The sequence below is a fragment of the Tunturibacter gelidoferens genome, assembly GCF_040358255.1.
Lineage (GTDB): Bacteria > Acidobacteriota > Terriglobia > Terriglobales > Acidobacteriaceae > Edaphobacter > Edaphobacter gelidiferens.
Window position 1 is genome coordinate 4,992,913 of record NZ_CP132938.1, and the last position, 14,772, is coordinate 5,007,684.

The window sequence follows — 14,772 nt, forward strand, 5'->3', positions numbered from 1 at the left end:
ATTAGCGGCTACCAAACTCAAATACTTCCCCTTCCATCGATATGCGATCAGTTCGACGCCAATGAAGAGGCGAGATGGCAAAGCGACTTTCTTGCATCGTCCTACCCTCTGCCGGTAGACCGAGCGCATGACAGACAACTCCAGTTCCTCGAAGTTCACATCCAGCCACTTGAGTCCGATCAACTCGCTCCGGCGCAGGCCGGTGACCGTGTCACGCTCCGTGATGGATATTCTCCTTCCCGATCGACTAACCTAACGGCGGCCGTTCGTCTTGCAGGCAAGGCGAGGAACTCTCGTCCTGCTATCGACGGTCATGCTCATTTGTTGCCTCCGCACCACAGCCGGCCAATTGTGGTGCGGAAGGTGAAAAGCGAAGGGGGCGATCTCTCTTTCGAGATCCCGCCCCATGCTCTCCGATTTCCGAAGATCCGGCTCGGCGCCGAATCACAACTCATTGCAACTTCAGAACTGTTGTGTGAATGCGGGAAAAACCCGCGCTACTCATACTTTTCTGACATCGCATTGGCTGTGAGAGCTTTCCCGGTTCCATCCAGAAGCATCCAGTTTCCTGCCTGCTCTGCGAGTCCCGTTGCCGGTTCTCATTATGGCCTCTGTCTACTCTCTCCTGCTGGAAGATCTCTCTTCCGTTGATTCGTAAGATACTCGCAATCCGGGTTGGGATGACACCAATCTTTTTGTGCAAATAACGGCAGAAGTGTGGAAATGCAGTCGATTGTTCTTTGGTAGCCGACAGCAAGGAGTTCTCCGAATTATCTTGTGGTCCGCTCGGCGAAAGCAGAGTACATCGTGCCACCAAAGAGCGAGGGCCGCGTGGCAATTCTCGCCACGCGCTCCGCACCTTCCTCGCCGAAGAGCTGGCGGAGTCTTTCGAAGCCGACCGGATATGGCCCCCATCTATTCGGCTTCGAACGCTCATATTCGACGATCAAGAATCGATCTGCCACCGATAGAAGCCTCCTTAGAAATGCCTGCTGCTCCTCAATGAAGTGCAGCGTGTTTGCCATGAGAATTCCATCGACAGTCGGAAGACGGAGGCTGGGGCTTCCGATATCTCCCAGCGTTTTACGAATTTCGACTCCGTCGTAATGGTCCGGGACATGTTCCAGAGCCCTGGTATCTAAATCAACGGCGTAAATCTTGCTGCCGGGAGCCAGCAACTTCGCCAGCACCGCTGTAAAAGTGCCGCTCCCGCAGCCAAGATCACACCAGGATTGCGGGCGCGTCCATTCGATGAGCGGGGTACGAATGAGTGCGGTAGCTTCAGCGATCTTCACCTCTTCACTGTACTTCAGACATTTGAAGCTCGGCCTTTACCGGGCTGGTCATCCTGTTCAGTGAGTAGACCGGCAGTTGAGCCTTAAGCTGGATCCCTTAAGGCTTTCTTGCCCTCCCTGTACATCTGCATCGCGAACCTGTGAGCCCACTTGGTCGAGCAATACTTCATCTTGTGCTGACTTGGAGGGCGAAAGACCTTGTGGCACGCCGGGCAGGCCTTTGGGGTCGACGCATTCCACTCATCGAACCAGACCATCCAGCTTAGCGCGTCTTCCAGAGTGCTTAGCCGGTAATACGGAACAACCTTTGTTCTGCCCTTGTGAGGGACGACTCTCACGTCCCCAGACCAGGAGCTGGATACTTCCGTTTCAACGCCGAACTTGAGTGCAATCCTCACCTGAGAGATCGGCGCGGCCCTTATCCAATCGAAGAGATCCCCTCCACCTTCTGCCAGAACCCAATGGAGTTCTGGAGAAAGGGGGACTCTCCGAGCTTGTGAATCGGATTGAATCGAGTAGCTTCCTCATCCGCAGCTAGGTATTCGTAAAGTGCGTCACGTTCATCGCAGTTCCCTTTCGCCGCTTCGAGGAGGACGACTCCCGATTCTACCGATGATTCCCGTGGATTCCGCCGCGAGCCGTCTGTAACGAGACAAGATCGCGACGCCGTTATAAGCGTTCTGGGTCACGGCTACGCCCTCGTACCCAAGCTTCTGGAACACGTCCGGCTGGAAAACCTGTTCCGTTTAATTCCTTTAGCAAGAGCACATCGGGTTGCCTTGCCTTCAGCCACGCTGTGACGTGTTCAAGTCGAGCTCGAATTGAATCTACGTTCCAGCTCGCAATATCGATCATGATCTCCTAATAGATGCCAAAAGCTAGCAGGCTGGTACTCGCAGGTTCTGATCAGGGTTCAGCCAATGCTTGACTAGTTGCAGCCCGATTGCGAGACATTCAACAGCTCCGTTACCCGTACGAACCGTCTTCTCCCTAAGACAACACCAATTTCATGCCGGGCGGAATGTTCGAAACAGTTTGTTCGGTCTCCTGCGGATGAGTAGTAGTTTTTTCATAGAGTTACGCGCGCACTCGCTGACCGTTTGTTATCCGCTGTAGGGCATGTTCGCTGCTGTGATAAAGTCTGTCAGGCAGGATCAAGAGTGGTATGTCGACAACAGATCCAGTTTCGACGTCGGCGGAACTCAGTCGGGAACAGGTCTGTTTGGTGCGCGATCACCTTATGGAGATAATCGTGAGCCCGGCGTTTGCGGGGAGCAAGCGCGCTCAGGACTTTCTTCAACTTATCGTCGAACACGCGGTGGCAGGCCGGCTTGATAACCTGCGAGAGCGCATGATCGGGGCCGAGATGTTCGGGCGCCCTGTGGACTACGACACTGCGAACGATGCAGTAGTCCGCGTCAAAGCCACGGAAGTTCGGAGGAAGCTGGCCCAGTACTATCAGGAAGCAGAAAAACAACCTGCAGTCCGGATCGAGCTTCCAGTCGGATCGTATGTGCCGAGGTTCCAATGGGAATTCTTGGAGAGGCTGTCCGAGCCGCCCACGGAAACTGCTCCCGTAGCTTTTGCGGAATCGGCCACAACTCAGGACGCGTCCCATGCCACGGGTGAGACTGCAAGCCGCACCCCGCGTGTGTTGGTCGGAGCTCTGGCTGGACTGGCTTTCCTTGCCGCAGCTGGCTACATCGGCTTCACAGTCTGGCCCAAGCGGCCCAGTACAAGACCCGAGGTTCACTCCATCGCGATCCTGCCCCTTCAGAATCTCTCGGGCGATTCGCAACAAGACTATTTCGCAGATGGCATGACGGAAGAGCTGATTTCCGATCTGGGTCAAGTCTCAGCTCTGCGTGTTATATCCCGGACCTCGGCGATGAGTTACAAGGGTACGAAGAAAACTCTGCCCGAGATCGCTCGCGAATTGTCCGTGGACGCGGTGGTGGAAGGTTCAGTACTGCGAGAGGGTCGCCAGGTGCGAATCACTGCACAGTTGATCGATGCCAGAAACGATCAACACATCTGGTCGCGCAACTATGTACGCGACCTGACGAGCGTGCTCGCGTTGCAAGGTGAAGTCGCGCAAACAATTGCTGATGAAATCAGCATTCACATGACACCGCAGGAACTGGCACGCCTCGCCCGCGTCCGTACGGTCGACCCAGAAGCGCAGGAGCTGTATCTACAGGGCGCGCAACGCTTAAATGCGGGAGACCCGAGAGACGCAATCGGCTATCTTCAGAAGGCGATAGACAAAGATCCCAACTACGCCCAGGCGCATGCCGCATTGGCCAGAAGCTACGGATGGATGGGGGAAGCTGGCTGGATGCCTTACTCGGAGGCGTTTCCCTGGCAGAAGACGGAAGCAATCAAAGCGATCCAACTCGATGACGCTCTTCCCGAAGGCCACGTCGAACTGGCTAATGCCGCAATGAATCTTGATTGGGATTGGAGTACTCAGGGAAATGAGTTTAAACGGGCGCTTGAGCTCAATCCAAGCTCAGCCCAGGTCCGCTGGGCATACTCCAGCTACCTGGAACGGATGGGCCACATTGCCGAAGCGATCTCAGAGTCAAAAGTGGCGTTGCAACTCGATCCCGTTTCCAGTCGCACGTCTATCAATTCTGCTTGGAACTACTACTTTGCCCGCCAATATGACAAATCACTGGCGCAGATGCAACGAGTATCTGAATTGCAAAACAGTCCTTCTGAAATAGCCTTTCCTCTCGGTGTCATTTATGTGGAAAAGGGCATGTACGAAGAGGCTATTCAAAAATTTCAAGAGCTGGGAGGGGCTCCTCATGCTTTAGGCCACATGGGCAACGCTTACGCCAGAATGGGAAAGGTCATTGAGGCGCGCGAGATGATTTCGAAATTGCAGGATCACCTACAAAAGACCGGTATCGGCAGGTATGAAATCGCGCTAGTCTACGCCGGACTGGGCGAAAAGAACGAGGCGTTCTCTTGGCTGGAAAAATCGTTCGTGGTGCGTGATAAAGGGCTTACTTATCTAAAAATAGACCCCTGCCTGGATCCGCTACGCTCGGACTCGCGCTTCCAGGATTTGGTGCGGCGCGTCGGCCTGCCATCATAAGAGCTCACGAATGGGGAGTTAGCCGTTTGGATGGTGGTTGTCCAACTGAGAATGAATCCGCAAACTGTCTATTGAGGGGGCCGCTCGTAGCAGCTGAACGCCGCTGAGTCGGTATTTCTAATATAGAGGGTCGCACTAGATAGCAAATACACACAAACGTTCCGTGGCTTCCGCCGCGTCCACCCACCGAAACAGTTGTAGCTGACACCTCCCGGCGTTTTCGTTTGTGAGACTTTCTCCAACAGAAAACGTGCCTTTCAGGAGACACCAAACGGCCAGCTGTGTGATAGGTAATTCTTTGAAAACAAACAGAGCCCTCTGCAGTGCGCTCAACAAACTGTTTCGAACATTCCGCGCAATGGGATCTGCTGTTGTTATGAAACCAAGTCTTTTCGAAAGGGGCACCATTTGGGTTCTTGCAGTCAAACGAGTACCGCTACGGAGATCGGCCGCAGGCATTCATCCGTATTTATCGTGCGCAGGTTGGACAAAGAGAGTTTGCAATGGGAGTGCCTGGGAACATGGCCCACGAAAAAGAAGGAAGCTGAAGGGATCAGGCATTCGCTCCTTAGACCTCCAAATCGAAGTTGACAATCTATGGATGTACGAAACTCGGTAGCTCTTCAAGAGCGTTCTGGAGCCTTTGGCGCATCTGCCATCTGGCCTCGTGAACCGTACCTTCCTTCTCACACGCGAAAGCGAGATAGGAGAGGAGTTAGTCGAGTGCGCCATCCATAGGTTGCAGCATCGTTTCCCTCGCGCGTTTCGTCTATTTCAAATAGGCGAATACGCCTTCCCGAACGTCAGCTGAGCTATTCGGTAAAGAGAAGTAGGCCACCAGGACGTATGCAATGTTCAGGCAGCCTACCCTGCGGGGGAACGATTTTCTCGAAGTGGTGTTGAGAAACTGTCATTGAGATGCAAACCGACTTGTCGTGTTTATTTGGTAGATCTATCCATATCGGCGCGTGACAAGACAACTTCGTTTGGCGTCGTGATGGCAAGCATTGTCAGCTTATGGAATCGATCTCCCCCGACTTTCACCAACGCACCCTATATCGAGCGGTCCTCGTGATTTATGCCAAACGCTGCCGAGTTCCGCAATCAAGTAATGGGCCTGTGGGCATACCGAAACGGAGTGAAGATCGATTTCTCTAGTCGACCGACACTGCCTTCATAGAATCCTTCAACGAGACCCATCTTTCGGGCCGGGCACTTTAATTTACACTGATTTCGCAACCATGCTTAGGGAATTGCGCACTACGCTAATAGTCCATCTGGTTCAAAAAATCGGGCAGCCCACGCGGATTGATCATAGCCATCATCTGTGTTTGTAAGACGCTTGAGTGCCAACTCGCGGGCAATCATAACATCCCGTCGCGAGCATCTTAGAAGCATCGAGCAATCTGCGTCGGACTGTTTTTCGAGAACTGACATGACGAAGACAAAACGCTCGAAGGCACTGAGTGCGACAATGGCGGCAAAGAGGTTGTTCTTTCCTAATGCTGCCACCCCTTTGAGACTGATCGACGACAAGTTATCAGTGTGCTCTGGCGCAGGCATGATTATCCGTATTGCATGCTTGAGAATCGTGCGGCGCGCCCATGAACGTGCCCAATCCATGAAAACGCTGATTCCCTCCACGCATTCTCCCAGCCCGCAGACATAACACTGCTCAGCGATATCATTGTCAGCGGTTAGTAGGAACGAGAACAGGTACAGACTGTGCATCTCTTCAGTCAAGAGTTTGATTGTGGCTCTTTCGTCAAAGATGTCCATCGGCTCCAGCATATTCACCTCTTTCATTTCTGGTCTGTCCAGTAGGTCGATTGCATTTGATCCAACCGCGTTCAGAGGCTGACATCATTCCTCTCGGTAGAGAGCGCTTTGGACGCGGGCAAGGTCTGCATCTCAGCTTGCGCGGCGCAACGAAACGGTTGTCATTTGCGGGATACGCCGCACGGTTGCTATTGGGTTGGCACGACTGAAGCGTACGAGTACAGCATTCGTCGTTTCCTGTATGCGAGTATTGGGTTTATGGAGTCTGCGGGTTGTCTTCGAGACGAGCTTGGTAAGTAGAAAACGGCCTGAAACGCACGCCATTGCATCGAATACCAGATCTGAACGCATTCTTATCCTCCTTGAACTGATTTTGTTCTTCAATAGCTGCTGAGTGCACCTGCCGCAACAGCCGGTAGCAGATGAAGGCTTTTAACCTCACCGGCTTCGTCGCTTTCTCACATTGAATGTGAGTGAACTAGCTGAGTGCTGTCATTCGACGGAAATGGTTTACATCGTTAGTCGAAACTTTTCGTTTCGAAAAGACCTTAGGACGCCCTAAATAATATCCCTGAAATAGCTGGAATCCTTCTGCAAGAGCCACTTCAAATTCTTCGTTGGTTTCGATTTTTTCCGCAACGAGCGTCGCGGCACTCCTCTTGAGGCGACGGATGATCTCCCTACGCTCTTCCTTACCGGAGAGCCGAAAATCGACCTTGACATAGTCTGCCAGCGCAATCAGACGTTCCATTTTTTCGGAATCCTGAAAGTCATCGAGCGCAATATGGTAACCCAATGCTTTCATTCTGCGGCAGGCAGCCAGGACCTCTTCGTCTGGCTCAACCGTTTCGAGCAGCTCAAGCACGGTCGCAGGCGGAAGCAGCGTCAACAACCCTCCTACTAATGCTTCACGCGTGCAATTCAGGAAGATGCGATATCCTCCTGTGTGTTCGTGGATCCCATGAAACATCCAGTCGTCAACCATCATCTGCGTTGCCGCATCGGAGTCTCCAGTGAACCGGTTATCCCATCCCGAACGGGACAACACTTCGTAGCCGAAAATCTCTCTCTGGCGATTGAAGATCGGTTGGAGCGCAAGAAAGCGATGATTACGGGAATCAGAACTAGTCCATTGAGCCTTCATCCAGTTCCGAAAACTATCACCCAGCCTTAGAGTCTTACGACGGCGCCGCACTGAGCCGAAGATATTCAAAAGAGTCTCCTTGTAGTTTTTTGATTAACCAAGTCGCAGTGCGAGAACTCCAAGTAAGGCTTTCCTGCTCAACTTCTTCTGTAAACTTCTCCATTCATATATTCCCCATGATTCCCTGATCCCGGGAGACTCAAGCTTCCCAGCCGGGGAGTTCCGCTAGCATTTCCATCAATGCATGCTCAAGAAGCTCCTTCTCACTGGGTAGTAGCTCTCCGGATTCCGCCCGGACGGAGGTGCGGGCCGAAATGGACTCCCAGGGAACGCACTTCGCGTCGACCGTAAAGCTTTTCGCTTCACAGTGATTCACGAATCGTTCCATCACCCTCTGCAGCTCTCGCATGTTGCCTGGCCAGGGATAGGACTGAAGCAGATCCATGACCGATCTAGTCAGGCTCGGTAATTTCTTCCCTGCTGTTCCAGCGTAGTGAGTGAGAAAATACCAGGCCAGCATGGGGATGTATTCTTTCCGCTCACGCAGGGGAGGAACCATGATTGGGATTCCGTTAAGCCGATCAAATAGGTCGCTGCGAAAGGTCCCGTTCGCTGTGGCAGCTCCCAAGTCGCGATGGGTGGCAGCGATCAGCCGCACGCCCGATCGGATCGAGTCGCCTTCGCCTGCGAGCTCTGATTCTATCTCTTGCAGAACCCGCAGCAGAGCGAGCTGTGACTCCGCCGACAGCTTTCCGATGCCTTCCAAAAAGATCGTCCCCCCCTCGGCCAATTGGAAGCGGCCGGGACGTGGTTCCGTCGCCTGAGACCGGCTACCTTTCTGGCGACCGAGTAGCTCGGATGCTATTCGCTCAGGCGGAATCGCCGCGCAATTTGCGCGGACGAACGCCTGGGGGGAACGATATGACAATCTATGAATGGCCCTCGCGACCAACTCCGTTCCCGTCCCGATCTCGCCGGTGATCAGAACGGTACAATCTTTCGCCGCAACACGTGGCACATACACAAGGGCGGGCAGGAGCGCCTCCGAAGAGCCAAAAAAGTCTTCGTCCAGGCGCGAGCTGGCGATGTCGTGCTGAAAAGACAGGGGCTCTTCCCGAACGCTGTTTGATTTCCGCTTCTGTTCGCTCGTCGCTCTACCACACCGCTGAGCGAAGGGTCCTTGTTTATCCCGAAAATCGTTCATACAGAGCCCTGCGCCTTGGCGGCAGGCGAATCGCTCATTTGTCTGCATGGACTTCATCTCCTACTGTTGTCCCGACTGAATGGTGGTCTGCCAGCCATGAAAACACCCGTTCCGCGCAGGTGGAATGTTCGGAACAGTTTGTTGGGTGACCAGCCGATGAGTGCCTGTTTTTTCAAAGAGTTAAGCGCGCAGTGGGGGAGCGTTTGTTGTGCACTCAAAGGTACGTTCGCTGTGATAAAGTCACTCAAACAGAAGCAAAGGGGCATATGTCCACAACCGATCCAGTTTCGAAGCCGGACGAACTCAGTCCGGAACGGGCCGGTTTGGTGCGCGATCATCTCAAAGAGGTGGTCGCGAGTCGCGCGTTTGCGGGGAGCAAGCGTGCTCAGGACTTTCTCCAACTGATCGTTGAGCATGCGCTGGCAGGGCGACTCGATTGCCTGCGCGAGCGGATGATTGGAGCCGAGATGTTTGGGCGTCCGATCGACTACGACACCGCAAATGACGCGGTGGTCCGTGTCAAAGCCACAGAGGTCCGAAAGAAGCTGGCGCAGCACTATCAGGAATCAGAAAAACCCCCGGCAGTCCGTATCGAACTTCCGACCGGGTCCTATGTGCCGAAGTTCCAGTGGGAATCTTTGGAAGCATCGGCTTCGCCACTCGCCGAAACTGATCTCCCGGCTTTCGCGGAACAAACCACCGCCCAAGAAAAGTCCGGGGAGAAACCAGAGGCGAAAATCGACGAGCCACCCCGTCTTCCCGGGAAGCATTTGCGCCGCGCGCCGCACGTGCTGGTCGGCGTCTTGCTCGGATCAGGCCTGATTGCGATGATCGGCTACGTGGGCTTCAAAAGGTGGTTTAGGGAGTCAAATGCACGGCCAGAGATTCGCTCCGTCGCAATCTTGCCCCTGCAAAACCTCTCAGGCGATCCGAGGCAAGACTACTTCGCTGACGGCATGACGGAAGAATTGATTGCCGACCTCGGCCAGGTTTCTGCGCTACGCGTTATCTCACGGACCTCGGCGATGACTTATAAGGGGACGAAGAAGACGCTGCCCGAAATCGCCCGGGAACTGGGAGTGGATGCGATCGTGGAAGGGTCCATGGCGCGCGAGGGTAAACAGGTGCGAATCACCGCTCAGTTGATCGATGCCAGGAACGATCAGCACATCTGGGCCCGGAGCTACGTGCGCGACCTGACCAGCGTTCTGATGTTGCAGGGCGAGGTGGCGCAAGCAATTGCCGACGAGGTCAGTATTAACGTGACGCCACAGGAGCAAGCGCGTCTGGCGCGTTCGCGCCCCGTCAACACGGAAGCCCAAGATCTTTATCTGTTGGGCATTCACCTGCTGAATGCGAATGTGGGAGACCCCCGAAAGGCCATCGGTTATTTGCAGAAGGCAATTGATACAGATCCCAACTACGCGCCGGCGCATGCTGCGTTAGCCGATGGCTATGGCTGGATGGGGGAAGCTGGCTGGCTCGCATATACCGAGGCGTTTACCAGACAGAAGAGCGAGGCGGCCAAGTCGATCGAGTTGGATGATGCTCTGCCCGAAGGCCATGCCGAGCTTGCGAGCGCCGTGATGAGTCTCAGCTGGGACTGGAGCACTTCGGAAAAGGAGCTCAGGCGAGCGCTTGAGCTCAATCCTAACTCGGTATCCGTCCATACCGCCTACGCCCTTTATCTTGAGCGCGTAGGCCGCCTGCCCGAGGCGATGGCAGAGGCGAAGCGAACTCTTCAGCTCGATCCTGTTTCCAGCCGCTCATTTATCACCGCCGGAATCGTCTACTACTTTGCTCACCAATATGATCAGGCACTGGCACAGTTTCAAAGGGCATCTGCGCTGGAGCCCAATCCTCCTGAATTTCTCTTTCCCTTTGAATTGGGTGTCATTTACGGGGCGAAAGGCATGTATGGAGACGCCGTTGGAGAATTCCAGAAGCTAGGCGATACCCCCCACGCTTTAGGCCACCTCGGTAATGTTTACGCTCGAATGGGGCGAGTAGCCGAAGCGCACAGGACGATTTCGAAGTTGGAAGAGCACGTACAAAAAAGTGGTATCGGGGGATACGAAGTCGCGCTGGTCTATGCCGGGCTAGGTGAAAAGGATGAGGCGTTCGCATGGCTCGAAAAATCTCTTGCGGCGCATGATAAAGGGCTTACGTATCTCAAAATAGATCCTTGCGTGGACCCGCTGCGCTCCGATGTACGCTTTGATGGCCTGGTACAGCGCGTCGGCCTTCCGTTATAAATACAATCTGACTGCGAGAGGCCGCGTCGTTGGTGGGATCACCGGAACCGATTCGGGTCGGATCACGATCACCACACGCGACCTAGCAGCAATCGGCGAGTTGATACTGAATGACGGCGTTGTAAATGGCCGGCGACTGGTGAGTCATCAGTAGCTTCTGGTGCTCACTTTCTTCTTGCGTCGCAGGCCAACCTTCTCAGGAGGGGGGCAATGCGCTCATTCAGCACAGAGCGGAGGTAACAACGGAACCTGCTTCGGCTATTCCATGCTGCTCGGTTCTCTTGACCGAGCTGCGGGGGCACTGTTCAAGATTTGAAACGCTCCGTGGCATCGCTGGAGCTACGTATCCACCAACTTCGGCGCGAAGCAATGACACTCGTCCGACAGGACCATCTGCTCCGCAAGCGATTTGAGTTGTTGGTAAGCATTCCGGGCATCGCACAGGTAAGCGCGATGCAATTGCTCGCGGAACTATCTACGCTGCCGTCAGACCTTACGGTGCGAGAATGGGTTGCACATGGCGGCCTTGATCCTGCGCATGAAATATCAGGAAGCTCAGTGAGGAGGGCGTCCCGCATCAGCCGCGCGGGAAATCGTCACCTGAGGAAAGCGCTTTACATGTCGGCCCTGGTCGCATCACGTTGCGATCCGCACGCAAAGGCGTTTTTTGCTTGGAATCGATCATCGCTGCGGGAGCAAATGTTCTTATTCCCAGTTGTCCACCGCAGGTTAAGGTCTGTGGCGGAATGGAAAGCGACACGGATTCGTTGACGCCACCGCCCAGAATCGTATGTGGCAGGAGTTGCCGCAATTTACCGGCAAGCTGTTCCGCTGAATTCAAGTCCTGTTGCCGGATCGTGCCCCATACCCCCACGTAGGTGGCGTAGATCATGCCTGGATCGAGACCCTGGATCGTGTCGAGGACGTGTTTCTGGTCGGTCGCGCTGAATAGGCTCATCCGTGTACTCACAACGCCCTTGGAGATCGCCGTGTTCAGAGAATAAAGATCAGGTTTTGGCGGAACGGGTTCCGCCTGCTGTGCATCCGTCATGCGGCATAATCCAAGGGTGACGAGGAAAAGAACGTTCAGAGCAGGTTTGCATTTCCTTTGGCTCTTTGGACTCACTTGGGCATCCGTCGGTATGTTTTGATTGCAACAAGAGAGCAAGCCGTCGCAACTGTGAAAAGGAATTTTCTCATCGGCTATCCTCTTTTCGGGGGCGGAAGCGGCATTACTACTTCCGGCTACAACCCTATCCTCAATGCAGAGTTGTGGGGTGTGCGGCGATGGTCTGTGTAATCCAGTCGCAACATGGATCATACCGTCGTGTCTCTATGGATGTCCGGGGCACAGTGCAGCTCCAGGTTTCTCCAAATTGAGTATAGGGAGAGGGTTCGCATGGATGGAGTCAACCGTACAGGACTATTGGCAGCCTGGTTTATCACCTTCTTGCTCGTCGGGCCGGCGCTGGTTAGAGGACAGAATCTGGTTGTAGGAGCCAATGTTGTCAATCCAATGCGCGCGAGTGTCGCTAATCAGAATGCGCTGCTCGATCAGCTCAAGGCGGCTTCCGTACAGGTCATTCGCTGCGGCATCTCGAATGACGACAAAGGTATCGATTTTGCAAAGCGAGCCGCTGCGCACGGTATCAGTCTCCAGCTGATCGTTAGTGCCGAATATCTGCCCAACGCGCCATCCCGGCCTTACCAACCTGATCAGTTTCCGCAAATGTGGGGCGGACATCCACTCTCATGGGCCGATCCCGCAGCTTCTAAGGCCATCTTCCAGAAACTCTTCGACAGCCTCGATGCGAACAACGTTCGCCTGGCGGGCGTGGAACTCGGCAACGAGATTAACTGGGCCGCTTTTAACCCGGAGTTTCCTCTGCCGGGCGAGGGGAAAATCCTGAACATCGAGGATCTCAACAACGATCCCGAGGGAAAGCAAATTGCGCAAGGGTTTCTTCAGTACATCAAAATACTGGCTGCGCTCAAAGAGGTCCGCGACCATTCCCGTCTGAATCGAATGGCGTCTATCATCTCCGCAGGCCTGGTCAATGCTAGAGATGGAGATAAGCTCTACAACAACAAAAAAGAGGACATGGTCAGTCTCGCCGCAACGATAGCGTTTCTCCGCGCGCACGGATTAGATTTCCTGGTCGATGCTTACGGTATTCACACCTACCCTTCCAGTTCGCAGCCCGGCAATCCTGCTGCAGCGGCAGGGAGGCTCGACCGGCTAACCGACGTGGACTTGGCGCTATGCCGTCCCGAAGGCTCATCGGAAGGAAAGCCCTGCTGGATCACTGAATGGGGCTTTCCCAACAGCGACATTTCCTGCCCGCCAAATGAAGCCAACCGCACGCTTCTCATCGAAGAACTCCGCCATGACTTCGACGCGTTCGCTACCGAGCATCGCCTCATCGGCATCGACTACTTTGCCTGGAATTCCGATCCATGGTCAAAGACAGTTGACGTCGACAGTGTCTATCGCTGCGGCGCTCTCACAGAAAGCGGTCGGCAAGCCATTGCTCCGCCGGGGCAAGTCAATATGCCCGATCCCACCGCTACGCTTCGCATTCGCGTTGGGGTCCCGCTCGTCGCCCGAGGACCGGCACCCAACATCGCCGACGCCGCGTTCACCGCTATTCAGCTTCCTGACGGAAAATTTCGCGGCTTCACAGCTGGCGGAACGACATGGGCCATCGACGGCAGTCACCCCTACGACATGGGTGGAGCAGGCGTGGCCGTGGTTAAGCCCGGACCACCCAACACCCCGGATTCCTGCGGCCAGTGGATCGTGCATGTCGAGCTCGAAGGCCGGACGCTCTATGGCTGGAACCACAACGAAACAGCCTGCAACTATGCTCGCGGCGGACAGACCCACGCCAGCATGGCTCTCGCGACCTCTACCGACTATGGCCTGACCTGGAAGACTGCAGGGCCGATCATTACCGGCACCGATCCGCCCGCGGATGGCAAGGAGACCGGCGACAGTTGCACCAATGTTGTGCGCGGGCAGGACGATTACGACTATGCCTATTGCCTTCACAATGGGGGGCACTCATGGGACGGTGGTTATGCATTTGCTGCTCGCGCTCCATCTTCCAATCTTGGTCCCGGCCAGTGGAAGAAATATTTCAATGGCACCTGGTCTCAGTCTGGCGTTGGCGGCCAGTCCAGCAAAATCGACGGAAGTGGCTCTGCTTGGTGGAATACAGCTGGCGAGACCCTTGGTGTCAACTGGGTCAAAGGGGGGCTTGGCCTGATCGCCTCGAGCGATCACTTGCATTTTGTTTCTGTGCTCCCGCAGCCTCTGGTGTTGGCTGAGCCCGGTGACTGGTCGCGTAAAAACGGTCTCGAACTCATCTCCTATCCCGATCTCATCGATGCCACGACTGGCCTCAACCAACTGGGCGACCACTGGTTGCTGACGTATATGTATCTCAATCCCGGCGAGAGCTTTGGCAAGCGCTACCTGGTCTTTCGGCCGGTCGACATCTCATGGACTCGGGCACCAGGCGAGCCATTGGTGGGAGAGATGCTCACACACTGGTACGACGCGATCTCGCATGATCACTGGACGACCATCGCGCCTGTCCCCGGCAACTATTCTGCTTACCGGCTTGTCGCTCAGCTCGGGTACATGATGACCATTCCCGATCCATCCCGGCCTACGGTTGAGCTCGAAGAATGCATCAGCAAATGGCCCGGTCATCCCGACCGCATCCTTAATCAGAAAGGTGTCTGCGAGACGCAGGATTATCAACGCTTGCGCAGTGCGGGATTCGTCTATGCGACCGCACAGCCCAGCACACAACCCGTGTATCGCTGCTACTCAGATACCGAGCACTCCCATTTTGCCTCCAACAGCGAGGACTGTAACGGTATGGGAAAGCGGGAGGCCCTGCTCGGCTACGATCTGAAGCAATGACCCGAACGGCAAACCACTCGGCGATCATTCATGCATTGGGTCGTTGAGATCTACA

The 14,772-nt window shown here is 54.9% G+C and carries 8 protein-coding genes; 4 read left to right on the top strand and 4 right to left on the bottom strand.

What is annotated here, in order from left to right; genetic code table 11:
* Positions 1–770: 770 nt before the first annotated feature.
* Positions 771–1,295, bottom strand: coding sequence for a class I SAM-dependent methyltransferase (locus tag RBB81_RS21575; protein WP_353072092.1), 525 nt, complete (start codon positions 1,293–1,295; stop codon positions 771–773).
* Positions 1,296–2,460: 1,165 nt separating this feature from the next.
* On the opposite strand from RBB81_RS21575, the gene RBB81_RS21580 reads away from it, so the two are divergent.
* On the top strand, positions 2,461–4,401 hold the full coding sequence (locus RBB81_RS21580; RefSeq protein WP_353072093.1) for a TPR end-of-group domain-containing protein: 1,941 nt from the start codon (positions 2,461–2,463) through the stop codon (positions 4,399–4,401).
* 1,260 nt (positions 4,402–5,661) lie between these two features.
* On the opposite strand, the gene RBB81_RS21585 is transcribed toward RBB81_RS21580, so the two are convergent.
* From RBB81_RS21585 to RBB81_RS21595, 3 genes are all read right to left on the bottom strand, one after another.
* Positions 5,662–6,207: a hypothetical protein gene (locus RBB81_RS21585; protein ID WP_353072094.1), complete on the bottom strand. Its 546-nt coding sequence runs from the start codon at positions 6,205–6,207 to the stop codon at positions 5,662–5,664.
* A 451-nt stretch (positions 6,208–6,658) separates the two neighbouring features.
* Complete coding sequence (locus RBB81_RS21590; protein ID WP_353072095.1) at positions 6,659–7,393, bottom strand: EAL and HDOD domain-containing protein; 735 nt, start codon at positions 7,391–7,393, stop codon at positions 6,659–6,661.
* A gap of 130 nt (positions 7,394–7,523) precedes the next feature.
* A complete protein-coding gene (locus tag RBB81_RS21595) occupies positions 7,524–8,576 on the bottom strand; it encodes a sigma 54-interacting transcriptional regulator (protein WP_353072096.1) in 1,053 nt (350 codons plus the stop codon).
* 218 nt (positions 8,577–8,794) lie between these two features.
* Between RBB81_RS21595 and RBB81_RS21600 the strand changes: the two genes are divergently transcribed.
* The 3 genes from RBB81_RS21600 (at position 8,795) to RBB81_RS21610 (ending at position 14,717) form a co-directional block, all read left to right on the top strand.
* Positions 8,795–10,783, top strand: a complete 1,989-nt coding sequence (locus RBB81_RS21600; protein ID WP_353072097.1) for a tetratricopeptide repeat protein — start codon at positions 8,795–8,797, stop codon at positions 10,781–10,783.
* A 453-nt stretch (positions 10,784–11,236) separates the two neighbouring features.
* Positions 11,237–11,554 carry an IS110 family transposase gene (locus RBB81_RS21605; protein ID WP_353073960.1) on the top strand — a complete coding sequence of 106 codons (318 nt, stop codon included), beginning with the start codon at positions 11,237–11,239 and terminating at the stop codon, positions 11,552–11,554.
* Positions 11,555–12,182: 628 nt separating this feature from the next.
* Complete coding sequence (locus tag RBB81_RS21610; protein ID WP_353072098.1) at positions 12,183–14,717, top strand: hypothetical protein; 2,535 nt, start codon at positions 12,183–12,185, stop codon at positions 14,715–14,717.
* Positions 14,718–14,772: the final 55 nt, after the last annotated feature.

Coding starts and splice junctions, on each gene's coding strand:
- RBB81_RS21580 (WP_353072093.1), top strand. CDS start 2,461: ATGTCGACAACAGATCCAGTTTCGACGTCGGCGGAACTCAGTCGGGAA.
- RBB81_RS21585 (WP_353072094.1), bottom strand. CDS start 6,207: ATGAAAGAGGTGAATATGCTGGAGCCGATGGACATCTTTGACGAAAGA.
- RBB81_RS21595 (WP_353072096.1), bottom strand. CDS start 8,576: ATGCAGACAAATGAGCGATTCGCCTGCCGCCAAGGCGCAGGGCTCTGT.
- RBB81_RS21600 (WP_353072097.1), top strand. CDS start 8,795: ATGTCCACAACCGATCCAGTTTCGAAGCCGGACGAACTCAGTCCGGAA.
- RBB81_RS21605 (WP_353073960.1), top strand. CDS start 11,237: ATGCAATTGCTCGCGGAACTATCTACGCTGCCGTCAGACCTTACGGTG.
- RBB81_RS21610 (WP_353072098.1), top strand. CDS start 12,183: ATGGATGGAGTCAACCGTACAGGACTATTGGCAGCCTGGTTTATCACC.